The 22,039-nt window shown below is 72.8% G+C and carries 23 protein-coding genes; 8 read left to right on the top strand and 15 right to left on the bottom strand.

The features are described from left to right. Positions 1 to 24 precede the first annotated feature (24 nt). The 8 genes from ACZ6PY_RS06120 to ACZ6PY_RS06085 all read right to left on the bottom strand — a co-directional run bounded on the left by ACZ6PY_RS06120 (position 25) and on the right by ACZ6PY_RS06085 (position 7,153). The gene (locus tag ACZ6PY_RS06120; RefSeq protein ID WP_466069738.1) at positions 25 to 1,515 is read right to left on the bottom strand and encodes a glycoside hydrolase family 130 protein; all 1,491 of its coding nucleotides are present in this window, start codon (positions 1,513 to 1,515) and stop codon (positions 25 to 27) included. After that, positions 1,506 to 2,570, bottom strand: coding sequence for a glycosyltransferase (locus ACZ6PY_RS06115; protein ID WP_466069737.1), 1,065 nt, complete (start codon positions 2,568 to 2,570; stop codon positions 1,506 to 1,508). The genes ACZ6PY_RS06120 and ACZ6PY_RS06115 overlap by 10 nt, the downstream gene beginning before the upstream one ends. Next, complete coding sequence (locus tag ACZ6PY_RS06110) at positions 2,567 to 3,703, bottom strand: glycosyltransferase (protein WP_466069736.1); 1,137 nt, start codon at positions 3,701 to 3,703, stop codon at positions 2,567 to 2,569. The genes ACZ6PY_RS06115 and ACZ6PY_RS06110 overlap by 4 nt, the downstream gene beginning before the upstream one ends. Positions 3,704 to 3,750: 47 nt before the next feature. Further along, positions 3,751 to 4,773, bottom strand: coding sequence for a glycosyltransferase family 4 protein (locus ACZ6PY_RS06105; RefSeq protein ID WP_466069734.1), 1,023 nt, complete (start codon positions 4,771 to 4,773; stop codon positions 3,751 to 3,753). Continuing rightward, complete coding sequence (locus ACZ6PY_RS06100) at positions 4,770 to 4,943, bottom strand: hypothetical protein (RefSeq protein WP_466069732.1); 174 nt, start codon at positions 4,941 to 4,943, stop codon at positions 4,770 to 4,772. The genes ACZ6PY_RS06105 and ACZ6PY_RS06100 overlap by 4 nt, the downstream gene beginning before the upstream one ends. 278 nt (positions 4,944 to 5,221) lie before the next feature. Continuing rightward, entirely contained in the window at positions 5,222 to 5,407 is a 186-nt protein-coding gene (locus ACZ6PY_RS06095; RefSeq protein ID WP_466069730.1) for a hypothetical protein, read from the bottom strand. A gap of 66 nt (positions 5,408 to 5,473) precedes the next feature. After that, positions 5,474 to 6,274, bottom strand: a complete 801-nt coding sequence (locus tag ACZ6PY_RS06090) for a SigB/SigF/SigG family RNA polymerase sigma factor (protein WP_466069728.1) — start codon at positions 6,272 to 6,274, stop codon at positions 5,474 to 5,476. A 129-nt stretch (positions 6,275 to 6,403) separates the two neighbouring features. After that, on the bottom strand, positions 6,404 to 7,153 hold the full coding sequence (locus tag ACZ6PY_RS06085; protein WP_466069727.1) for a GAF and ANTAR domain-containing protein: 750 nt from the start codon (positions 7,151 to 7,153) through the stop codon (positions 6,404 to 6,406). 398 nt (positions 7,154 to 7,551) lie between these two features. Between ACZ6PY_RS06085 and ACZ6PY_RS06080 the strand changes: the two genes are divergently transcribed. Next, complete coding sequence (locus tag ACZ6PY_RS06080; RefSeq protein ID WP_466069725.1) at positions 7,552 to 7,698, top strand: hypothetical protein; 147 nt, start codon at positions 7,552 to 7,554, stop codon at positions 7,696 to 7,698. Positions 7,699 to 7,960: 262 nt separating this feature from the next. Here ACZ6PY_RS06080 and ACZ6PY_RS06075 read toward each other — a convergent pair whose 3' ends face one another. The 3 genes from ACZ6PY_RS06075 to ACZ6PY_RS06065 all read right to left on the bottom strand — a co-directional run bounded on the left by ACZ6PY_RS06075 (position 7,961) and on the right by ACZ6PY_RS06065 (position 12,308). Then, the gene (locus ACZ6PY_RS06075; RefSeq protein ID WP_466069723.1) at positions 7,961 to 8,164 is read right to left on the bottom strand and encodes a hypothetical protein; all 204 of its coding nucleotides are present in this window, start codon (positions 8,162 to 8,164) and stop codon (positions 7,961 to 7,963) included. Positions 8,165 to 8,239: 75 nt separating this feature from the next. Then, positions 8,240 to 9,208: a trypsin-like serine peptidase gene (locus ACZ6PY_RS06070; RefSeq protein ID WP_466069721.1), complete on the bottom strand. Its 969-nt coding sequence runs from the start codon at positions 9,206 to 9,208 to the stop codon at positions 8,240 to 8,242. 244 nt (positions 9,209 to 9,452) lie between these two features. Then, the gene (locus ACZ6PY_RS06065; protein WP_466069719.1) at positions 9,453 to 12,308 is read right to left on the bottom strand and encodes an aconitate hydratase; all 2,856 of its coding nucleotides are present in this window, start codon (positions 12,306 to 12,308) and stop codon (positions 9,453 to 9,455) included. Between the two features lie 156 nt (positions 12,309 to 12,464). Here ACZ6PY_RS06065 and ACZ6PY_RS06060 point away from each other — a divergent pair, with 156 nt between their 5' ends. Both ACZ6PY_RS06060 and ACZ6PY_RS06055 read left to right on the top strand, forming a co-directional pair. Then, on the top strand, positions 12,465 to 12,821 hold the full coding sequence (locus tag ACZ6PY_RS06060; RefSeq protein ID WP_466069717.1) for a VOC family protein: 357 nt from the start codon (positions 12,465 to 12,467) through the stop codon (positions 12,819 to 12,821). A gap of 23 nt (positions 12,822 to 12,844) precedes the next feature. Beyond that, positions 12,845 to 13,501 (top strand): DedA family protein, encoded by a 657-nt coding sequence (locus tag ACZ6PY_RS06055; protein ID WP_466069715.1) that lies wholly within the window; start codon positions 12,845 to 12,847, stop codon positions 13,499 to 13,501. Positions 13,502 to 13,563: 62 nt separating this feature from the next. Here ACZ6PY_RS06055 and ACZ6PY_RS06050 read toward each other — a convergent pair whose 3' ends face one another. Then, positions 13,564 to 14,217 carry a C39 family peptidase gene (locus ACZ6PY_RS06050; protein WP_466069714.1) on the bottom strand — a complete coding sequence of 218 codons (654 nt, stop codon included), beginning with the start codon at positions 14,215 to 14,217 and terminating at the stop codon, positions 13,564 to 13,566. A gap of 741 nt (positions 14,218 to 14,958) precedes the next feature. Here ACZ6PY_RS06050 and ACZ6PY_RS06045 point away from each other — a divergent pair. Further along, complete coding sequence (locus tag ACZ6PY_RS06045; protein ID WP_466069712.1) at positions 14,959 to 15,327, top strand: ArsC/Spx/MgsR family protein; 369 nt, start codon at positions 14,959 to 14,961, stop codon at positions 15,325 to 15,327. A 12-nt stretch (positions 15,328 to 15,339) separates the two neighbouring features. On the opposite strand, the gene ACZ6PY_RS06040 is transcribed toward ACZ6PY_RS06045, so the two are convergent. After that, positions 15,340 to 15,519, bottom strand: coding sequence for a hypothetical protein (locus tag ACZ6PY_RS06040; protein WP_357951151.1), 180 nt, complete (start codon positions 15,517 to 15,519; stop codon positions 15,340 to 15,342). A 13-nt stretch (positions 15,520 to 15,532) separates the two neighbouring features. On the opposite strand from ACZ6PY_RS06040, the gene ACZ6PY_RS06035 reads away from it, so the two are divergent. Both ACZ6PY_RS06035 and ACZ6PY_RS06030 read left to right on the top strand, forming a co-directional pair. Further along, positions 15,533 to 16,195 carry a hypothetical protein gene (locus tag ACZ6PY_RS06035; protein ID WP_466069710.1) on the top strand — a complete coding sequence of 221 codons (663 nt, stop codon included), beginning with the start codon at positions 15,533 to 15,535 and terminating at the stop codon, positions 16,193 to 16,195. Between the two features lie 39 nt (positions 16,196 to 16,234). Beyond that, complete coding sequence (locus tag ACZ6PY_RS06030) at positions 16,235 to 16,624, top strand: hypothetical protein (RefSeq protein WP_466069709.1); 390 nt, start codon at positions 16,235 to 16,237, stop codon at positions 16,622 to 16,624. A gap of 47 nt (positions 16,625 to 16,671) precedes the next feature. Here the strand turns inward: ACZ6PY_RS06030 and ACZ6PY_RS06025 are convergent, their stop codons facing one another. Then, positions 16,672 to 17,853, bottom strand: a complete 1,182-nt coding sequence (locus ACZ6PY_RS06025) for a histidine decarboxylase (protein WP_466069708.1) — start codon at positions 17,851 to 17,853, stop codon at positions 16,672 to 16,674. A 246-nt stretch (positions 17,854 to 18,099) separates the two neighbouring features. Between ACZ6PY_RS06025 and ACZ6PY_RS06020 the strand changes: the two genes are divergently transcribed. Next, positions 18,100 to 19,386, top strand: a complete 1,287-nt coding sequence (locus tag ACZ6PY_RS06020) for a hypothetical protein (RefSeq protein ID WP_466069706.1) — start codon at positions 18,100 to 18,102, stop codon at positions 19,384 to 19,386. A gap of 56 nt (positions 19,387 to 19,442) precedes the next feature. Here the strand turns inward: ACZ6PY_RS06020 and ACZ6PY_RS06015 are convergent, their stop codons facing one another. Beyond that, the gene (locus ACZ6PY_RS06015; protein ID WP_466069704.1) at positions 19,443 to 20,903 is read right to left on the bottom strand and encodes an APC family permease; all 1,461 of its coding nucleotides are present in this window, start codon (positions 20,901 to 20,903) and stop codon (positions 19,443 to 19,445) included. 334 nt (positions 20,904 to 21,237) lie between these two features. Here ACZ6PY_RS06015 and ACZ6PY_RS06010 point away from each other — a divergent pair, with 334 nt between their 5' ends. Next, positions 21,238 to 21,918: a cellulose binding domain-containing protein gene (locus tag ACZ6PY_RS06010; RefSeq protein WP_466069702.1), complete on the top strand. Its 681-nt coding sequence runs from the start codon at positions 21,238 to 21,240 to the stop codon at positions 21,916 to 21,918. Positions 21,919 to 22,039 lie beyond the last annotated feature (121 nt).

Here is a 22,039-nt window from a genome sequence, read left to right as displayed (position 1 = left end):
GCGGCGGGACGAGGTCTGCGCCTCCTAGCCGCCGATCGGGGGTGCGGGTGCGACCATCGCCGCGATGAGCGCGCTCACCGGTGCGGTGGCGAAGCCGACCCGCGCATCGCTCGCCCCGTACGGCAGCCACAGCTCGCCGGCGTGCACGAGCCCGCCGCAGGAGTAGACGACGTTCGGCACGTACCCGTCGCGTTCGGCCTCGTCGGGTGCCAGGAGCGCGCCGGGCAGCTCACCGATGACCCGCTCCGGGCGGTGCAGGTCGAGCAGGAGCGCGCCGATGGCGTACCGGCGCATCGGGCCGACGCCGTGGGTGAGCACCAACCACCCGGCGTCGGTCTCGATGGGGGAGCCGCAGTTGCCGACCTGGACCAGTTCCCAGCTCTGTCTCGGAGTGCGCAGGGGCACCGGGGCCTGCCACCGGTTCTCGCTGTCCAGGCGGGTCAGGCCGATCGTCTCGCCGTCGGAGCGGCAGAGGGCGAGGTGGCGCCCGCCGACGGTACGGGGGAACAATGCGACGCCCTTGTTGCGGGCGCCCGGCCCGCGCATCGGCGTGATCTGGAAGCGGCGCAGGTCGCGGCTGGCCAGCGCGCGGGTGGCGATGCGCCGTCCGTCGTAGGCGGTGTAGGTGGCCCGGTACACCGGGCCCGCCTCGTCGACGAACCGGACGAACCGGGCGTCCTCCATGCCGTTGCTCTCGGCCGGGATGGCCGGCCAGAGCACCCGTTGATGCAGGCCGCTGTCGGCGGGGAAGGTCGTGGCGTAGCTGGCGGCGTTGGTGCGACGCAGGTGTTCGAGAGTGCTCAACCCGGTGCTGCGGGAGAGCAGGTCCGGTGGCAGGGTGCCGAGCACCCGCTCGAAGGTGGCCTCGTCGTACCGTTCGGGCAGGGCGTCCAGCACGGTGGCGGCGACCTCGTTGTCGCAGTCGATCTCGGCCAGGCCGGCGGCGAGCAGGTCCCGGCGGTGCCGGACGCCGACCCGACGACCGACCACCAGGGGGCCGGACCGGTCGGCGACGGCGAGCTGGTGCCCCGGGCCGAGGACCGCGGTGGCGAAGCCGATGGACGACACGTGCCCCTCGCCGATCTGGCGCAGGCTGACCGCGACGCGCAGCTGCCCGGGTTCCAGGTCGGCCTGGTCGGGGTGGGCCACCATCGACGGATTGCACAGCGCGGCGGCCTCGACCGCGTACTCGTGGCTGAAGTAGGCGCCGACCAGGAGACGGGTGACGGGGGACAGGTCCCGGGCGGGGTCCGCCCGGTGCCGAACGAGGTCGTAGTGGTGCTGGAACGTGCTGTCCAGGTCCCGGTGCCGGCCACCGAAGCGGTCGAAGGTGTCCCGCAGCAGCCGGCCGGTCTCCTCGTCGTCGAGGTGCGCGACGCGGTCGATGAGTGCGTGCGCGCGGGTGCGTACCAGGGCGGCGTCCTCTCCGGGAACGAAGAGCTTGACGATGACCCGGCGTGGATCCGGGGCGAGGGTGAGGTCCTGCCGGACGGCCAGGGTCCGGGTCACGACCACCGCCGGGCATGCTGCAGCGTGGAGATGAGCGCGAGGGTCGACTCGGCGCCCTGGTTGAGGTTGGGCCCGTGCGGGGTCAGGCCGTCGTAGCCACCTCCGGTCGCCGGATCCCACATCGGGGTACCGACGTCGTTGTCGCCGAGGAACCACCCGACCGCCTGACGCACCCCGACGTCCCAGACGGGATCGCCGGTCACGGTGGCGGCCGTCGCGCAGGCGTCGGCGAGGGCGGCCACCTCGATCGGCTGCTGGTCGTGGCGCAGCCGCACCGCGCCACGTCGCCACCCGGCGGCCGGCATGACCGACAGCCGCCCGTCGAGGAGTTGGACGTGGCGCAGCCAGGCCAGCATCCGCAGACCGGTGCCGAGCAGCGGGCCGTCGTCACGCAGCTGACCGGCGGCTATGACGACCTCCGCCAGGGCGCCGCTCGCGTACGTCAGGCTCGGGTGCGGCCAGGTCCACCGCGGGTCCGGATCGGGGCTGCCGACGGCGTCGGCGGCGTCGGCGAGCAGCGCGGCCGCGGCGGCGTGCCCCGGGTGCCGGCGCAGCACCTCGGCGGCGCCGAGCCCGGCGAAGGCCATCGCGTGCGGTGCCGGGGAGCGCCGCGCGGCACCCGCGCCGAAGGCGACCAGCGCCTCCTCCCGGATCCAGGGCGCGGGACTGCGGCCGGCGGCGGTGCCCAGGCCCCACAGTGCCCGGCCCCACCAGTCACCGAGCCCGGGCCGGTCGGCCCAGCGCCGGTCGTGGCCGAGCCTGTTGTGGAAGGCGCCGCGGTCGTCCTGCGCGTGGGTCAGGAAGGCGAGGTAGCGCTCCGCGAGCCGGAGCACCCCCTCGGTCGGCTCCGGTTCCCGGCTCGTCACGACCAGACCGCGGGCCACGTCGTCGGTGCAGTAGCCGTGTTCCCGGCGGACGATGGCGTGCCGGGCGTGTTCGAACAGGCCCGTGTCGTCGCTCAACCGGGCCAGGTGGGCGAAACTCGGCACCGGGGCGTTCCGGCGGTGACCGCTGGTGGGGCTGCCGGCCGTCCTGGTGGAACCGTCGGCGGTCGCGGTCACGCCGAGGCCGCACTGACCGCGGGCGAGCGAGCGGCGAGGAGCCGCCCCGCGAGGGCGTCGTAGCGGGCCGCCACCGCCGGCCAGTTCAGCTGCGCGGCCAGCGGCCGGACATGGCCGGCCAACCGGGCGGCCAGACCTGGTTCGGTCAGGATCCGCCGGATCGCCGTGGCCAGGGCCGCCGGATCCTGATGGGGTACGACCAGACCGGGGCCGTTGGTGAGCAGCTCGACGGCGTGCGGGAACGGCGTGGCCACGACCGGGACCCCGGCGGCCACCGCCTCGATGAGAACGCCGGAGGTGACCTGTTCGCGGGAGTCGTACGGCAGCACGACCACGTCGGCGGAGCGGATCAGCGCGCCGAGCGCGGACTGATCGTGGTAGACCGCCTGGTAGTCCACCGAGTGCGCGACGCCCAGCTGCGCACCGAGCCGGTGCAGACCCGCCCGGTACGTCTCGCCCTGGTGCTCGATCACCTTCGGGTGGGTCCGGCCGGCCACGGTGTAGGTGGGTGTGGGGTCGAGGTCCTGCAACAGGGCCAGCGCCCGCAGTGACCACTCGATGCCCTTGCCGGGGCCGAGCAGCCCCCAGGTGAGCAGGTGGGGGCGGGTACGTCGCGGGACGGCCGCGCCGGCGTGGACGGCGGCGCCGTGCGGGATGACCGTGACCTTCGCCGGGTCCACGGTGTAGCCCACGAGCAGCCGGTCGCGGGCCGTGCCGGTCATCGTGACCACCGCCCCGGCGGCGGCGACGATCTGCTCCAGCAGCGACTTCTGCCGGGCGGAGGGCTGACGGAGCACGGTGTGCAGGACCACGATGCTCGGCACGGTGAGCCGGCGCAGCAAGGGAAGCACGTCCTCTCCGTCCCTACCGGGGTAGATGCCGTACTCGTGCTGGACGATGGCCACGTCGAAGACGTTCAGGGCGGCGGCGGCGTCCCGCCAGCCGGTCGGCGTGCGCGCCGACCAGGTGTGCACGACCCCGGGCAGGGCGCGCTGGTCGTCGCTCCCGTCGGTGACCCGCACGACGCCACCGCGGGTGCCGTCGGCGGTCAGGTGGGCGGCCAGCGCGGAGTTGAAGGTGGCCAGCCCGCACCGGGTCGGTGGGTGGGTGCTGAGGAAACCGTAGTGGGGCATGGGTGTTGGGCCTTCCGGTTGTCGGCCGCGGGGGATTCGTCGGATGGTCAGCGGGTCCGGCGTTGCGGGCGGTGGATGAGGTCGTCGTAGACGGCCAGGTAGTCGGTGACCATCCGGTCGGCGCCGAAGCGTTGCCGCGCCCGCGCCCGGCAGCCGGCCCGGTCGAGGCCGGTGGCCCGGGTCACCGCGTCGGCGGCCTGCTCGACGGTGTGCACGAGAAATCCCGTCACGCCCTCGTCGACGACCTCCGGCATGGACCCCCGGGCGTACGCCACGGCCGGCGTGCCACAGGCCATCGACTCCACCACCGACAGGCCGAACGGCTCGTCGAAGGCGATCGGGTGCAGCAGCGCGGTGCTGGCGCCCAGGATCTCAGCGCGTCGGCGGGGACCCAACGCGCCGAGGAAGACGACCTGTTCACCGTCGATGTGCGGGGCCACCTGTTCGGTGAAGTACCGCTCGTCCTGCACGATGCCGCAGATGGTCAGGGGGCGGCCGGCGAGCCGCGCTATCTCGATGGCGGTGTGGGTGCCCTTGTCGGGATGGATCCGGCCGAAGGCGACAAGTCCCGGGCCGGCGTCCCGGGTGAACGGCAGCCCGGTGAGGTCGACGCCGTGGTGCACCGTGGCGGCGTAGTCGAGACCGGCGGTCCGGTCGGCGTCGGAGATCGACACGTAGGACGAGCGGGCCCTGGTGTAGGCGGGAAGGATTCCCGCGCCGGAGAAGCCGTGCACGGTGGTGAGCAGCGGAGCGTCGCAGTGCTCGGCGAAGGCCAGCGGCAGCCAGTCGAGGTGGTTGTGCACCAGGTCGAACTGCGCCGAGCGGGCCATCGCGTGCGAGACGTGCAGCGCCTCCCACACCCGGCCGTCCATGCTCGGATCGTCGGCGTACCCGCGGGGGCACACGCCGTCGAGGGTGGCGGAGGTGACCGAGTCCAGCGTCGCGAAGAGTGTCACGTCGACGCCACGTGCGGTCAGCCCCTCCGCGAGCAGGCCGGTCACCTGCTCCCAGGGACCGTAGTGGTAGGGGGGTGTCCGCCAGGCGACCGGCCCGAGCAGGGCCACCTTCACGGGGATGTCGCGTCGGCGAGGTCGTTCGGATCAAGACGCAGGGTGGCGAGCAGCCCGACGTGCTTCTCGGAGTCCACCCGCTCCGGCAACTCGCGCTCCACCCAGTCGGCCCTCGCCCGCTGGCCACGCTCTCGTAGGGCGGCAACGATCCGGTGCCTGGCGATCCTCATGGTCTGCTCCCTCGTGTAGCCGTTCCGGACGGTCATGGTCACCAGGTAGCGGTTGGAGGTGCTGGCAGATCCTCATCACCGGGACGCCGAGGTGTGCGGCGGGTCTCCGAGTTCTCACTGTGACCGACGAATCGTGCGGTACGGAGCTGGTGTCCCCAGGGGCGGAGCCGGCGTGGCGGGCGCCTCAGCTGCGGAACGTCGTCGAGTCCCGGACCACCCCAGCCTACGCCGGTCCGGCCCGGCCTGCCGGGCGTCGCTCAGGCGACCGCCGGGACGGGTCAGCGGTCAGCGAACACCGCGACGAGCACCAGAGGCAGGAACAGGACGGTAGCCAGGAGGAACACCCGCACACGGAGCGCGCGGGCGTCGACGGCCCGCCGCGCCCGCGCGGCGAGTGCCGAGAGGGCGGATCCTCCCGCACCGGGCGCGGAAGGCCCGGTCGCGGCGATCGGACGAACGGCCATGACACCCTTCCTGGTGGTCGCAACGACCCGGCCCCCGCTGCCCGAGCGGGCCGGGAGGATGGCCGGTCAGCTGAGCATCTCGGCCCTGAGCTGGGCCAGAGAGCGCTTCAGCAGGCGGGAGACGTGCATCTGTGACAACCCGACGCGGCTGGCGATCTGCGCCTGGGTCAGGTCGCCGTGGAACCGCATGGCCAGGATCTGACGTTCTCGCGCGGGGAGCGCCGCGAGGACCAGCCGGAGCGTCATGTGGTCGTCCACGGCGGCGTACCCCGGATCGACGGCGCCGATGAGCGTGATGCGCTCGACGGCGTTGCTCCCGGGCTGCGGCTCGTTCAGGGACGGCAGCCGGTAGACCTCCGAGGCGGCGAGGGCGGCCAGGAGTTCGGCGACGGTCACCTTCAGGTGGCCGGCGAGTTCCCCCTCCGTCGGTAGGCGACCGCGTCGCTGCCCGAGCTCGTTCCGGGCGGCGGGCACCCGGTGCGTCAGTTCCTGGGCCGCGCGCGGCACCCGGATCGCCCAGGCGGTGTCCCGGAAGTGCCGCCGCATGGCGCCGAGAATGGTCGGGATGGCGTAGCTGGCGAACGGCGTACCGCGCTCGGTGTCGTATCCGTCGACGGCCCTGATCAGGGCGAGCGCGCCCACCTGTGCCAGGTCCTCGTAGGGCTCTCCGCGACCGGTGTAGCGGCGGGCCAGCCGACCGGCCAGCGGCAGGTTGGCCTCGATGATCCGGGCTCGCAGTCGCGCGCGGTCGGGATCGTCGGCAGTCAGGCTCGCACGACGACGCAGCAGCTGTTCGCTGTGGCCGGTTGCCGCATGGTGAGGCGGAGGAGGGAGAACTGCCGTCGCTGTCGCGATGGGGGTGACCATTGTTCAACGCCCCTTACGGGCTGGTGGCGGCGAGATGTGGCGGCCACCGGGGACCCGGGCGACATGCCCACCGTACGCCTCATCCCGCGGCTCGGCACCTCCGCCGGCGGCACTCCGGGAAGCGGCTGGTCAGCGGGCCGGAGCGGGGCCGTCGGTCGGGCCGGCCGGCGGCCGTCCCGGCGCGAACCGCTCGGAACCGTCGACGATCGCCCGGGACAGTTCGGACAGTCGCCGGTTGCTGCTGCGCGCACCGTCGCGCAGCAGCGCGAAGGCCTCACCCACGTCCACCTGGAGGCGCTCGGCGAGGATCCCCTTGGCCTGCTCGATCAGGACCCGGCTGGTGAGCGCGGTCTGCAGCTGGTCGGTGAGGATGTCGCGGCGGTGGATGGCGCGGTGCTGGAGCAGGCCGATGGTGGCCACGTCGGCGAGCGCCTGTCCGATGCGGAGCCTGCCCTCGTCGAGGGCCTCTCGCTGTGCGTCGAAGAGGGTCAGCGTGCCGATGACCTCGGAGCGCAGGCGCATCGGCAGGGCGTGCACCGCGGCGAAGCCGACCTCGGCCGCGGCGGCGGTGAACCTCGGCCAGCGGCCGGCGGTCGGCAGGTCGGCGACCGACACCGGCTGACCGGTACGGAAGCAGTCCACGGAGGGACCCTGGTCGGTCTGGAGCTGGAACAGCTCCAGCAGTCGGGTGCGTTCGGAGGAGGCGGCGACCACCCGCAGCCTGTCCCGCTGGTCCGTCAGGAGCAGTCCGGCCGCCGACACACCCAGCAGTTCGACACATCGCCCGGCCAACCCGTGCAGGAACTCGATCACGTCGAAGTCGTCGACGAGAGTGTCGGCCAGTTCCACGAACACGTCCGCCAGCTGGCTCTCGCCCATGTGACTCACCCTCGTCGTACCCTGGTCCGCCGGCACTCCGAGGTCCGGGCCGGTGATGCCCGCCGCCGCCTCGGCGGCGAGCACCAAGCGCGCCGGGCCGGACAAGCGTACGATCGGGTCATCCCGGAATCGACGACATCCCACTTCTGAGGTGCCAGCCACACCGGCCCTACCCCCAAGGGGATGTCATGTCCGGCAGTCACCCCCGAACCCCACCGGCGGACCCGGTCCGCGATCGTGGGCGCGTGCATTCGGGACAGTGGTGGCAGCAGCGAGGGAAGCAGCCGACCGGGTCGGAGTCGACCGCCGGTTCGCCGCGCACCGACCCCCGCCCTCGTTCGACTCCGGCGGACGCCCGTGCCGCCGGCAGCACCATCGACGTTCGGAAGGGAACAGCCATGGCAACCATGGCCGAGCGCATCCGCATGTTCCTCCACAACCCGCAGGGGAACCGGCTCACCTGGCAGACGCGTGAGCAGGTCGGCAAGCCCGACAACCGGCAGCGGCTGCGGAAGTTCGCGGAACGACTGCGGCGACGGGGGTGACCCCGCCGGCTCCCGAACGGGGCGAACGCGGCCGGTCGCCGCGACACCGGTAGACGCCGAGGGCCCCTCCCCGCGATCGCGGGGAGGAGCCCTTTCCGGGGTACGACGTCGGCTGGCGATCATGCGGCCACCACGTACTGCAGGATGCGGCCGTGCCGGTCAGGCCCAGCGGCTCTGCGGCCGGCTGACGCGAATGGGAATTGCGCCGCGGGCAAGAGTATCTGTGCGTCGGTGCGCGAATTCGGCGAACACAATTCCGTATTCAGTCGCCGATCGCGTCCCGCATTCGTTCCCTCGTCCAGTATTCGGATGGGTCGGTGGCGCCGGGACTCGGGTTGTGAGTCGCGACCACCGGGCCTGGCGCGGGCCGAGCCGAGCTACCGTCGCGCGCCGCGGCGACCACAACGGCCGCGGCCACTGCGAGCGCCGCGACGGCGGCCCCGCCGAGCAGCACGCGGTGTGACATGTCGCCTCCTTCGGACCAGCGGGTCGGGTGCCGGTCCGCCTGGTGCGCCGGCCGGCACACCAGGCGGACCGTCGTTCACCAGGTGTCGTTCGCGTACGTGTTGTAGAGCGTCCCCACCACTGCGGCGGAGAAGTACGGCGAGCCGTTCGTGTCCGAGCCGCTCGAGTAACTCATCACCCCGTGCACGTCACCACGCCTGGTGGTGTTGTCATAGCTGTAGTACCACGGACCGCCGCTGGAACCGCCGCCGAAGCCGCAATTCATCTCGATCCGGTTGCTGCCGGCGTCCCGCGACGTGCCGGAGCAGACCCACTGGATCTCGCCGCTGTCCTTGTTGCTCGGATAGCCGAAGATGTCGTAGTGGTACGCGCGGCCGCCACCGGTGAGCAGCCCGTTGGCGCCGACCGCGTCCACGATCGACCGGCTGCCGTAGACGAGCGCGATCGCCACGTCGTACTGCCGCTCGCGGGTGCTGATCCAGCCGCTCGGCACCGCGAGGGTGGACCAGTCCCAGGTGCCGTACGGCTGCGCGCCGTTGCGGTACGACGGCACGAACATCCAGTTCGCGGTGTGCCAGTCCCGGCCCGGCCCGTCGTGCACGCAGTGCGCGGCCGTGAAGAGCATGTTGCGTGCCGGGCTGTTCACCACGCTCGCGGAGCAGTAGTGGCCGAGACCGTCGGTGGAACTGGTGTAGAAGATCTTCCCCACCGTGATCGACTCGTTCAGCTGGGCGCCGAAGCCGCTGCCGTCCTTCGGCGCGACTGCCTCCGCGAAGCGCCGCACCTGCTCCGGCGCGGGGCTGCGGGTGACCGGGCCGGCGGCCTTCTCCACCTCGTCGGCGGGGATTGCCGCGGCCATCCGCGCGGCCGTCCAGTAGGCCCTGGCCTGCGAGGACGACGACCCCGCCGGGCGCTCGACCGACGTGACCGCGGCCGGAGCGGCAGTGCCGGAGGTGGTGTCGGTGGCGGCCTGCGCCGGAGCGCCGGCGAGGATCACCGGCATGATCAGCGCCGGCAGCGCCAGAAGTCTTATCGACGTTTTCATGAAGTCCTTCCCAGTGTTTCGATTTCCGTATCGAAAACTGGAGCGCCCCCGTGGTTCATCGCGATATCGGCAACGTATCGACGGGCCTCGGCGCATGTCAATGAATTATGAACGTCGATTATTGCGGTGTCGGATGTGCGATCGGTGGTCGAGGGAATCCCCCGAACCGCAATTTGCTCAACCGACGCGTGAATAAGGGCCCCTCCCCGCGATCGCGGGGAGGGGCCCTTACCGGGGTGCGACGTCAGCTGGCGATCATGCGGCGCAGCACGTACTGCAGGATGCCGCCGTGCCGGTAGTAGTCGGCCTCACCGGGGGTGTCGATGCGGACCACGGCGTCGAACTCCACGCCGGTGTCGGTGGTGACCTTCACGGTGCGCGGGGTGTCGCCCTCGTTGAGGGCGGTGACGCCGCTGATCGAGAAGGTCTCCGTGCCGGTCAGGCCCAGCGACTCGGCGGTGGCGTCGACCGGGAACTGCAGCGGCAGGACGCCCATGCCGATGAGGTTCGAGCGGTGGATCCGCTCGTACGACTCGGCGATGACGGCCTTGACCCCGAGCAGCATGGTGCCCTTGGCCGCCCAGTCGCGGGACGAGCCGGAGCCGTACTCCTTGCCGGCCAGGATGACCAGCGGGACGCCCGCCTCCTGGTACGCCATCGAGGCGTCGTAGATCGACGTCTGCTCGCCGGTCAGGTGGTTGACCGTGAAGCCGCCCTCGACACCCGGCACCAGCTGGTTGCGCAGCCGGATGTTGGCGAAGGTGCCCCGGATCATCACCTCGTGGTTGCCGCGGCGGGAGCCGTACGAGTTGAACTCGTGCCGCGCCACGCCGTGCTCGGCGAGGTACTTCCCGGCGGGCGAGTCCGCCTTGATCGAGCCGGCGGGGGAGATGTGGTCGGTGGTCACCGAGTCGCCCAGCTTGGCCAGCACCCGGGCGCCGGCGATGTCCTGCACCGGCTGCGGGTCGCGCTCCATGCCCTCGAAGTACGGGGGCTTGCGCACGTAGGTCGAGTCGCCGGCCCAGGCGAAGGTGTCGCCCGTCGGGGTGGGCAGCGACTGCCAGCGCTCGTCACCGGCGAACACGTCCGCGTACGCGGAGCTGAAGCCGGTGGCGCCGATGGCCGAGGCGATGACGTCCTGGATCTCGGCGCTGTTCGGCCAGATCTCCCGCAGGAACACCGGGTTGCCCTGCGCGTCCTCGCCGATCGGCTCGTTCGCCAGGTCGATGTCCATGGTGCCGGCGAGCGCGTACGCGACCACCAGCGGCGGGGACGCCAGGTAGTTCATCTTGACGTCCGGGTTGATCCGGCCCTCGAAGTTGCGGTTGCCGGACAGCACCGAGACGACGGCCAGGTCGCCCTCGTTGACGGCGGCGGAGACCTCCTCCGGCAGCGGGCCGGAGTTGCCGATGCAGGTGGTGCAGCCGTAGCCGACCAGGTTGAAGCCGAGCTTCTCCAGGTAGGGCGTGAGGCCGGCGCGGTCGTAGTAGTCCATGACGACCTTGGAGCCCGGAGCCAGGGTGGTCTTCACCCACGGCTTGCGGTTCAGGCCCTTCTCCACGGCGTTCCGCGCCAGCAGCGCGGCGCCGATCATGACCTGCGGGTTGGAGGTGTTGGTGCAGGAGGTGATCGCGGCGATCACCACGGCGCCGTGGTCCAGCTCGTACTCGACGCCGTCCGCGCCGGTCACCCGGACCGGGTTGGTGGCCCGGCCACCCGCGCCCACCGCGGCGGTCTCCAGGTCCCGCGGGGCGTCGGCCGGGTCGTTGACCCCGTTGGCCGGGGAGTCGCTGGCCGGGAAGGACTCGGCGCTGGCCTCGTCGGCCGGGCCGTCGGTGCCGAACGGCTTCTCCAGCTGCGGCACGCCCGGCTTGCGACCCGGGTCGCCGCCGGTCTCGTCGGCGGCCACGTAGTCGCTCAGCGCGGAGCGGAACAGCGTCTTGGCGCTGCCCAGCGGCACCCGGTCCTGCGGGCGCTTCGGGCCGGCCAGGGACGGCTCGATGGTGCCGAGGTCCAGCTCCAGGCGCTCCGAGTACTCCGGCTCGCGCTCCGGGTCGTGCCAGAGGCCCTGCTCCTTGGCGTACGCCTCGACGAGCGCGACCTGCTGCGGGTCGCGGCCGGTCAGCTCCAGGTAGCGGACGGTCTCACCGTCGATCGGGAAGATCGCGACGGTGGAGCCGTACTCCGGGGACATGTTGCCGATGGTGGCCCGGTTGGCCAGCGGCACCGCGCTGACGCCGGGGCCGTAGAACTCGACGAACTTGCCGACCACGCCGTGCTTGCGCAGCATCTCGGTGATGGTGAGCACCAGGTCGGTGGCGGTGGTGCCGGCCGGCATCTCGCCGGAGAGCTTGAAGCCGACGACCCGGGGGATCAGCATGCTGACCGGCTGGCCGAGCATCGCGGCCTCGGCCTCGATGCCGCCGACGCCCCAGCCCAGCACGCCCAGGCCGTTGACCATGGTGGTGTGCGAGTCGGTGCCGACCACGGTGTCCGGGTACGCCTGGCCGTTGCGCTCCATGACCGTGCGGGCCAGGTACTCGATGTTCACCTGGTGCACGATGCCGGTGCCCGGCGGGACGACCTTGAACTCGTTGAACGCGGTCTGGCCCCACCGCAGGAACTGGTAGCGCTCCCTGTTGCGCTGGTACTCCAGCTCCACGTTGCGCTCGAAGGCGTCCTCGCGACCGAACAGGTCGGCGATGACCGAGTGGTCGATGACCAGCTCGGCCGGGGCGAGCGGGTTCACCTTGGTGGCGTCGCCGCCCAGGTCGCGCACGGCCTCACGCATGGTGGCCAGGTCGACGACGCAGGGCACGCCGGTGAAGTCCTGCATCAGCACCCGGGCCGGGGTGAACTGGATCTCCACGCTCGGGTCGGCGGTGGGGTCCCACGCGCCGAGCTGCTGGATGTGGTCGGCGGTGATGTTCGCGCCGTCCTCGGTCCGCAGCAGGTTCTCCAGCAGGATCTTCAAGCTGTAGGGCAGCCGGTCGTGGCCCTCCACCTTGTCGATCCTGAAAATCTCGTAGCTCGCGTCTCCGACGCGTAGCTGGGTCTTCGCACCGAAGGTGTCGAGGCTCGCCACGTCGTACTCCTTCACACCAGCGACCGTGAGTAGTCCTGAGCAGTTTGTCGCACCGGCCGGGGCGCCGCCGTGCTTAGGCGACACTTACCTGCGTCGGTCTCAACAAAACCGTACGTCCGTCTTGCTATTCGCGCAACCTCGTGCCAGGGTTCGGGACGAGGAGGTGCCACCATGATCCACCACGTCCTGCTCGCCTGCCCACGCGGCTCCGAGGAAATCTCCCGGTCCTTCTACGCCGGCCTGCTCGGCCTGGTCGAGAAGGCGAAACCGCCGGCCCTCGCCGCCCGCGGCGGTTGCTGGTTCACCGGGTACGGCGTGGAGCTGCACCTCGGCGTCGAGGACGACTTCCGCCCCGCCCGCAAGGCGCACCCGGCACTGCTCCGCCCCGACCTGGACCGGCTCGCCGCCCGCCTCGCCGCCGCGAACCACCCCGTGACCTGGGGCGACGAGGAGATTCCCGGCATGCGGCGGTTCCACACGTACGACCCGCACGGCAACCGGCTGGAGTTCCTGGCGCCCGCCGGCTGAGCCCGCGCGGGTAGGGTTCGGGGGTGGTCGACGTCCAGCACTGGCTCTCCGCGCTGCCCCCGGGCGTGCTCTATCTGATCGTCGCCGGGGTGATCGGCGTGGAGAGCATGGGCATCCCGCTTCCCGGCGAGATCGTGCTGGTCAGCTCCGCGCTGCTGGCCGCCGCCGGGGTGGTCGAGCCGGAGTGGGTGGCCACCGCCGCCGCCGTCGGCGCCATCGTGGGGGACTCCATCGGCTACGCCGTGGGCCGCCGCGGCGGGCGGCCGCTGCTCGAACGGCTGGGCCGGCGCTTCCCGAAACACCTCGGCCCGGCGCAGCTCGCCCGCGCCGAGCAGAGCTTCGCCCGGCACGGTGTCTGGGCGGTCTTCTTCGGGCGGTTCGTCGCCCTGCTCCGCATCCTCGCCGGCCCCCTCGCCGGGGCGCTGCACGTGCCGTACCGCCGGTTCCTGGTGGCCAACGCGGCCGGGGGCCTGGTCTGGGCCTTCGGCACGACATACCTGCTCTTCTCCGTGGGTCGCGCGGCCGAGCACTGGCTCAAGGACATCTCCTGGGCCGGCCTGGCCCTCGCGGTGCTCGCCGGCCTGGCCAGCACCTGGTGGCTGCGCCGCCGCGCCCGGCACCTGGAGCAGGTCGAGGCACCCGACGAGGCCGACGAGCCGGTGCACGCGGGCGACCGCTGACACCAGACGCGCGAAAAGGGCCCGGCCCCTTCGTGGGGTCGGGCCCTCTCGCGTGCGGTGTGTCAGGAGGCCGAGTAGCCGCGGGTGGCGATCCAGTCGGCGAGGTTGTCCACGCTGATCCGGTAGGAGGCGGTGTTCGGGTTGGCGCTGTCGGCGATGGTCACGGTGTGGCCGTCGTTCTGGTAGCCGACGACGCTGATGTAGTGGCCGCCTTCGAAGGAGTGGGTGTTGCCGTCGGTGTCGGTGGCGGTGCCGGCGATGTTGGCGACCACGGCGCGGCCGTCGTCGACGGTGCGCACGATGTCGGCGCGCAGGGTGTCGGTCTGCTTGTCGTCGGCCTTGCCGTCGCGGATCTCCACGGACCGGTAGTGCTTGCCGGTCTCCTTGTTCAGCACCGGGGTGATGTCGTTGATGCTGTTGGTGCCGTTCTCGGTGGTGCCCATCTCCTTGGCCATGGCGTCGACGTCGATGTTCTTGCCGAGCACGCTGATGGCGTTACGGGCGGCGGCGGGGCCGCAGTAGTAGAAGTTCGGCTGGGCCTCGTAGCGGACGTCCAGCTCCCGCTCGCCGTGACCCTTACGGTCGGTGCTCACCTGCGAGGCGGGCTTGGCCTCGGCGGCGTGGGCGGCGATGGCGGGGCCGGCGATCCCACCGGCGGTGGCGGCGAAGCCGGCAGCGGTCAGAACGGTGTTCCGCAGCATGGTGTTGGTACGCATGATGGAATCAGCGCCTTCCGTTCGGGGGTCAGCAGCACACGCAGGGGGATGCGGGATGCCGCTGTAAAAGGGGGGGAAAGTCTGAGAGGTGCCCGGCGATCACAGACCTGCTCGGGCGGTCCGGGGGTGTAACCATCGGCGGTGGGGAAGCGATTCCCTCGACCCTGACCCGATGTCCCGGGGGATGTAACGACCGGCGCCGGGGGATGATTCCCTGGCTGGCCGGTGCGGACCGGTGGTGCGCGGTCCGGGTTGTGTAACGACCGGTGGTGGCCGGTCATTCCGACCGGCGGTCGCCGTCGCCCGGGGGGCGGGCTGCTGCGCGGTCTGCCATGTACAACGACCCCACCCCCGGCATGATTCCGCCGCCACGGTGGCGCCGACCACCCGACAGCCGGGGCATGAACCGGACATCGGTCCCACCGGCCCCTCACCAAACCGGACATGTCTCAGGTCATGAATGCCAGCGCAACCTCCGCTCCCCGGAGCCCCGAATCCGTCGCCACGCCGTGGCCGGACCACGTCCACTCGCCGTGCCGGGCAGGGCGTAAACCGGACAAAGCGCGCCTCGGGCCCGGCGCCGCACAGCTCCACTCCCGATCGGATCTTGGAGACTTGCCGTGCCTCGCGGACAGAACATCGTCAAGGTCCGGGCCGGCGTCAGGTGCCCCTGCCGGTGGTCGAGGGGAGGGCGCCGATGTTCTCGTCGGGTTCCACAGTGGTCGTGCCACCATGTCGGGCATGGAGATCTGGAACAACCCGTCCTGCTCGAAGTGCGCCGCCGCCCGCGCTTCCCTGGACGAGGCGCGGGTGCCCTACCGGCTGCGGGCGTACCTCACCGAGCCGCCGAGCGCGGAGGAGGTGACCGAGGTGCTGCGCCGGCTGGACGCCCGGGCGTGGGACATCTGCCGCACCGGCGAGCCGGCCGCGACCGCGCTGGGCATGGCGGACTGGCCGCGTGACGACGCGACGGAGCCGCGCTGGATCGCCGCCATGGTCGCGCACCCCGAGCTGATCCAGCGCCCGATCCTGCTGCTGGACGACGGAGGCGCGCTGGTCGGTCGTACCCCGGAGGCCCTGGACGAGGCCGTGCGCCGCAGCGACCGGTGAGCCCGCGGTGGGTCAGGAGGCCCGGTCGCCGGCCTTCGCGTGCCGCTCGCGCAGCCGGTCCCGGATCTCCTCCGGGGTGTACGCCCGGCGCCGCCGCTCCGCCCGCGCCACGACCACACCGGTCGCCGCCACGCCGGCGAGGCCGGCCAGGCCGAGCAGCTTCCACCACCGCATCCGTTGCCGCTTCGGCATAGGGTGATCCTCCATGAGCATCAGCCTGGACGAGGCGGTGGAGCTGACCCGCACCGGCGACCTGTGGGTCTTCCGCGGGCGCAGCGTGCCGGACCGCGCCATCCAGCTCACTACCAACAGCCCAGTCAACCACGTCGGCATGGCCGTGGTGCTCGACGACATGCCGCCGCTGATGTGGCACGCCGAGCTGGGCCGCTCGCTGCCCGACATGTGGACGGGCGCCCACCAGCGCGGCGTGCAGCTGCACGACCTGCGGGACGCCGTCTGCGTGTGGGCCAACCGGTACGGCCAGCGGGGCTGGCTGCGCCAGCTCGAACCGCCGGTGGACACCGCGATGGAGGAGGCGGTGCTGCGGACCGTGGCCCGCCTCGACGGCACCCCGTTCCCGTCCACCGCGCAGCTCGCCTGGCGCTGGGCCCGCGGCCGGGTGCCGAACCTGCGCCGCAGCCGACCCTCCACGGCCGACGGTGGCGGCGTGCCGGTCCGCGACCGGGCGCTGGAGACGGCGTACTGCGCTGAGGTGGTGGCCGTGACCTACGAGGCGATGGGCCTGCTGCCCGCCGGTCGCCGGCCCAACTGGTACGACCCGGGGCGGTTCTGGAGCGGCGACGACCTCGACCTCGCCGGCGGCGCCCAGCTCGGGGCCGAGATCGAGGTGCGCATCCCACCCCGCTGACCAGGTTTGCCGGGCCCGCCGTCCGGCAAAGAGAGCGGCGTGACGGCTTCCACGGACCTCGACACGCTCGCCGACTTCTTCGACCGGTACGGCGTGGCGCTGACCACCGCCGACGTGCCCGCCATCGCCGGCTGCTACGCGCTGCCGGGGCTGGTGGTCGCCGACACCTACAGCTTCTCGTTCACCTCGCCGGCCGCCGTGGCCCTCAGCTTCGTCGGCGCGGCCCCCGACTACCAGGAGCGCGAACTGGTCGCCGCCCACGCGCTGATCGAGGACGTTCAGCAGGTCTCCGCCCTGCTCACCGAGGTGGCGGTGCGCTGGGAGTTCCTGGACAGCCAGGGCCGGTCGGTGCCCGGCGAGCGCTACCGCTACCTGCTGCGGGCCACCGACGACGGCCCGGCCATCTGCACCGTCATCCGCACCGCCTGACACCGTCACGGCCGGCCCGCGACGACACCGGGGTCCGGCCGGGTGGCTCAGCGGACCAGCTCCCGGCGGCGGGGCGACGCGTCGAGCCGCGTGCCACCGGCCGCCACGTCGGACACGAAGTCGTCGACGGCCTCCCGGGTGACGCCGGGCATGCAGATCAGGTGGCTGCGGCCGGCGCTGCTCGCCAGCACCCACTTCGCCGTCACGGCCGGCGGCGGCGTGGGGAAGACGACCGTGAAGGCGTGCTCGTGCCGCCAGGCCGGCCAGCCCACCTCGTTGAGCCGCTCCACCGCGTACGCGGCCAGTTCGCGCGCCCGCTCGGCGCGCTCCCGCAGGCCGTCGTGGCCGAGGCTGCGGATCGCGTACCAGAGCAGCAGCGCCGGGTGGCCGCTGCGCGAACCGCTGATCGTGGTGTCCATCGTGCCGGTGTAGTTGGCGTACCGGGCGAGCTGCTGCTGGAGGGTGCGGCGGGTCAGCACCACCCCGCACGGCACCGGGGTGCCGAGGAACTTGTAGCCGGAGATGGAGATGCTGTCGACGGTGGTGTCCAGCCGCAGCGTGGCCCGCCCGTCCGCCAGGGCCAGCGGGACCCCGGCCAGCGCGCCGTCGACGTGCAGGTGGTGGCGGACGGGCGTCCGGGCGAGCAGTTGCCGGATCCGCGGCACGTCGTCGGCGGCCTCGGTCATCGTGGTGCCGCAGGTGGCCACCACGATGGCCGGCCGGTCCCGGTGCCGGTCGACCATCCGGGCCAGGTCGTCGTAGTCCATCTCGCCGCGCTCGTCGGTGCGGACCACCACCGGGTCCAGGCCGAGGATGTCGACGCACTTGGGCAGGGAGTAGTGGGCGTCGGCGGAGTGGTAGACCAGGGCCCCGGGCAGCCGGGCCCGGGCCAGGTAGAGGCCGTAGAGGTTGCCCTCGGTGCCGCCGGAGGTGAGGTAGCCCCAGCGGTCGTCGGGCGGGGCCTGGAAGAGGTCGCCGAACCAGTCGAGCACCTCCCGTTCGTACCGCTTGGTGTGGCTGGCGCCCGCCGGGTCGGTCCACGGGTCGCCGATGTTGTTGAGCAACGAGCCGAACAGCGGCGCCAGCGGGCTGTAGTCGATGTCGGTGGCGACCGGGAAGCCGACGTGCGTCCGCCGCCCGGCGACCGCGGCCGAGCGGACCGCGGCGAGTTCCGCGAGGAGCTCCTCGGGACGCGCGACGCAACCGTCACGGCCTGGGTCGGCTGACAACACGGCGCTCCCTCGTCGTCCCGATGGACAGCGCACAGAGTGGACCATGAGTCACGGAGAGCGGGCAAGCGTTACCGTCCCGGCCACCAGTCGTCCACAATCGACGTGTGCGGCCACTGTGGACCAGGTTCCTGACTGAGTGACCGGTCAGCCGGCAGGATGCCGAAATGCTCGCGGACAGTTGATAACCCGTGCACGGAGTGAAATCATCGGCCGGGCGAATTCCCGCTAGCCAGGAGCTGCCACGTGTCGCAGGATCACCGGTCACCGCTGCCACGTCCGTCCCACGAGGGCACCTGGAACGACGGCGCGACCGACCGGCCGGCGTACCCGCCGACGCCGCCGCTCCGGCCGCCCGCACGGTGGGGAAGCCGCCGGCTCTCCGGTGGTGCGGCCCCGGAGGCGCCCGGCCGCGGCGCGCCGACACCCCCGGCCTACGGTCCGCCCACCTCGCCGCTCCGCGGCTACGGCGGCGCCGGTGATCCCGGCAGCGGACACCCGTCGCCCGCGACGACCGGCGGCTTCGGACCGCCCGCGGCCCACCGCTACGGCGCCCCGACCCCGGACGGCTTCACCGCCCCGACCGCCGGCGGTCCCGGCGGTGCGGGTCGCGCCGCCCGGTTCGCCCCGCCGGAGGCCCCGGGTCGCGGCGGAACGGCCCGGATCTCCGGGCTGGGGGCCACGGCGCCCCCGGTCCGCGGCGCCTCCGCGCCGACCCGCCCGCCGTCGGAGGGCTACCGCGCGCCGGACACCGCGAGGTACGCCCACGCCGGACCGGCCCCGGCGAGCTGGTCCCCTGGCGACGCGCCAGCGCCGACCCTCGACGGTTACGCGAACCAGGCGGTCCACCACCAGATCCGGCAGGCGGTGGTGCACCGCGTGCAGTACGCGAACGCGTTGCACGCCTCGCACCACTGGGACCTGCGCCGGACCAGCCCGGTCGGGCCGCACGCACTGGTCTTCCTCTACACCAGCCTGGATCCCGGGTTCGCCGACCCGCGCCGGCCCTACTACGAGATCAAGGCGGCCTCCCGGTTGTTCCGGGACGGCGCCGAGGTGCAGGACCTGCCGGCGCTGCTCGCCGAGCTGTGCGAAATCGCCGAGGGCTACCTGGCCGGGGGCGGGGTCTTCGACCCGGTGGCACAGATGACCCAGGCCGGCGAGCCGATGCCCGCCGAGGCGCGCTACGTCGGCGTCTCGGTGTCGACCCTGCTCGACGGCGGCGGGGCCGGCGCCGCGCCGCCGGGCGCCGGTGGGATGGGCATCCCCGGCCGGAGCCTCGTGGTGATGTCCGACGACAACCTGCTGGTGGTCGAGCGGCCGGCGCGGGCGCACGAGCAGGTCGAGGTGTACTCCACCTGCCCGCACTTCAGCGGCGGCGGCGTGGAGGTCCGCAACTGGCTCCCGCTCACCCCGGAGCAGCAGGTCGAGCCGGCCTGGCGCGCGTTGCGGCACCTCAACCGGCTGGTGCTGGCCGGCCAGGAGCGCAAGGCCGCGGCGGTCGCGTCCACCGGGGGCCGGCGCCGCCGCTGAGACGCCGTGCGGCCCGCCCCCGGACCTCGGGGCGGGCCGTGGCGCGTCCGGCTGTCCTACAGGGAACGGCCGACCAGATCCTGCTCGATCACCGCGAGCGGGCGCGGTTGGCCCTGCCCGACGTTCTCCAGCACCTCGGGGCGGGTGGCCCGGATGACCGCCGCCCAGACGAGCCCGACCGCCACGGCGGCCGCCACCGCGCCGGGGACCAGCCACTTCGTCGTGGAGTCGGCGGGCGCCCCGAGCACGGCCGACAGGTTCACCAGCGTGGTGAGCAGGGCCGCGCCCACCAGTGCGGCCCCGATGGCCGGCGCGACCGTGCGCTGCCACGCGCTCTCCGTGCCACCGCCGCCGCGGTGGAAGAAGGCGATCGCGGCGACGGAGGTGACCGCCATCATGAGCAGTACCGCGATGGCGGCGACGCCGGACAGCCAGCTGAACATGGTGGCGACCGGGTCGGCTCCGGTCAGCGCGAACACCAGGACGGCCGGCAGCGCGATCATCGACTGGAGCACCGATCCGGCGACCGGCGCGCCGCCCCGGCCCACCCGCTCGAACACCGCCGGCAGCACCCGCTCCCGGCCGAGGCTGAAGGCGTACCGGGCGATCGAGTTGTGGAAGCTCACCATCGCGGCGAACACGCTGGTCACCACCATGATCGTCGCGACGCCGCCGAGCACCGGACTGACGTGCGCCTCCAGGATCGAGAACGGCAGCCCCGCGCCCGGGTCGCGGGACCTGTCGACGACCTGGTCCGGCCCGACGGCCACGGCCATGGCCCACGCGGCCAGCGCGTAGAGGACGCCCAGCAGGATCAGCGCCGAGTAGGCCGCCCGGGACACCGCCCGCGGCGACCGTGCCTCCTCGGAGTAGACGGCGGCCGACTCGTAGCCCACGAACGAGGCCGCGCAGAAGGCCACCACACCGCCGATGCCGGGCACCAGCAGGTTGCCGGGGTCCAGCGGCGCGAAGCTCACCGACCCGCCGGCCGGATGGGTGAACGAGGTGAGCACGAAGAGCAGGATCACCACGACCTCGACGGCCAGCACCGCGCCCAGCAGGCCGACGCTGATCCGCGCCTTCAGCACGCCCACCACGGCGACTCCGGCCCAGGCGGCCAGCGCCCAGGCCCACCACGGGCCGCCGAGGCTGTCGCCGACGACCGCGCCGAGCAGCCCGTACAGGCAGATCTGGATGGCGTTGTAGCCGAGCAGCACGACGGGTGCGGCGACCACGCCCCAGAACCGCCCGAAGCCCGCGGCCAGGGCCGCGTAGAAGACGCCGGCGCCGGAGACGTACCGGGCCATGGCCAGGTAGCCGACGGAGAAGAAGAGCAACGCGGCGGCGATGACGACGAAGCCGAGCGGGGTGCCGGTGACGCCGGTCGAGGCGTACGTGGCGACGATCGCCCCGGCGAGCACGGCCATCGGGGAGGAGGCGGTCGCGCTGAACACCAACAGGGCGCCGGTGCCGAGGGACTTGCGGATGAGCCCGGTTGGCGCGCTGGCAATCTGCATGGAGTTGCTCCGAGTGGGGGAGGGGTTGTCGGGGCGGGACGGAGCGGGCGGCGGCCGGGCGCCGACCGGGGCGGCGAGGCGTGCCCGTCGACCAGCGCACTCCATGGTGGACAGTGCGGGCGGAGTCGCGCGACCCTGCCCCAATCCGAGCCGTGCCGGAGTTCCCGTCGCCGAGCCCGGACAGCGTAGCCGACAACGCGCTGCGACGCGCCGGGCGCGGGGCGTGGCAACGGGCGGGATCCGCTCGGCATGATCAGCCGTTGTGGACCGCGCGCTTTCCGGCGCTTCCACCTGCCGCTACGCTCCCCGACGGGGACCGACAGGGGGAGGGGCCATGCCCGGCACGCGACGCGTACGGCCGTCACCCGGCGCGGCCATCACCTCGTCGCCCTGGATCGTCGTCTCGATCGGCGTGATCGTCATGGTGGTGCTGCTCGTCGTGGCGCTGGGTGCGGTGCGCGGGCGGCGGACGTTCGCCGAGCCCCCGCCGCCGGACCCGACGATGTCGCTGCCCCAGGCGCCGGTCATCACGCCCAGCGCGACGGTGGGGACCACCCGGCCGCCCGCCTCCGCCGCCGGGCCGGTGGTGCCCGGGCTGTCGCCCCGGTCCACCGTGCTCCCCGCCCGGCCGACGCCACGCCCGGCACCCAGCGCGGGCGGCACCAGCAGCCGGCCGGCGCCACCGCCGCCCGCCCCGTCCCCGGTCACCGGCCGGTACGGCGTGGTGAGCCGCTTCGACGGCGGCTTCATCGGCGAGGTGCGGCTGGTCAACACCGCCGCCACGGCGCGGGGCTGGACGGTGCGGCTCGCCTTCCCCCAGGGCCGTCTCGTGGTCGCCTGGGTGAGCGGCGCCGAGCAGGGCAGCGGACGCTCCAGCGACGGCGTCTTCACCTACCGCAGCGGCGTGGACCTGGCGCCCGGGGCGTCGGTGGCGCTGCAGTTCCACGTCGAGCGGACGGAGACGACCCGGCCGTCGAGCTGCACGGTCGACGGCGCCGCCTGCTCCGGCGTCTGATCCACCACCTCGGGCCGCCCGCGCGGCGGCATCTGCTCTGCCGTGTTTCGCAAGACGGCTGCTTTGTTGCGACTTGGTTTGCAAGGTATTGCAGAATGTTTCGACGAGGGCTAGCGTGCGG

It is taken from the genome of Micromonospora sp. NPDC048907, from assembly GCF_055586885.1.
This window is presented reverse-complemented; position numbering and strand designations above follow the sequence as displayed.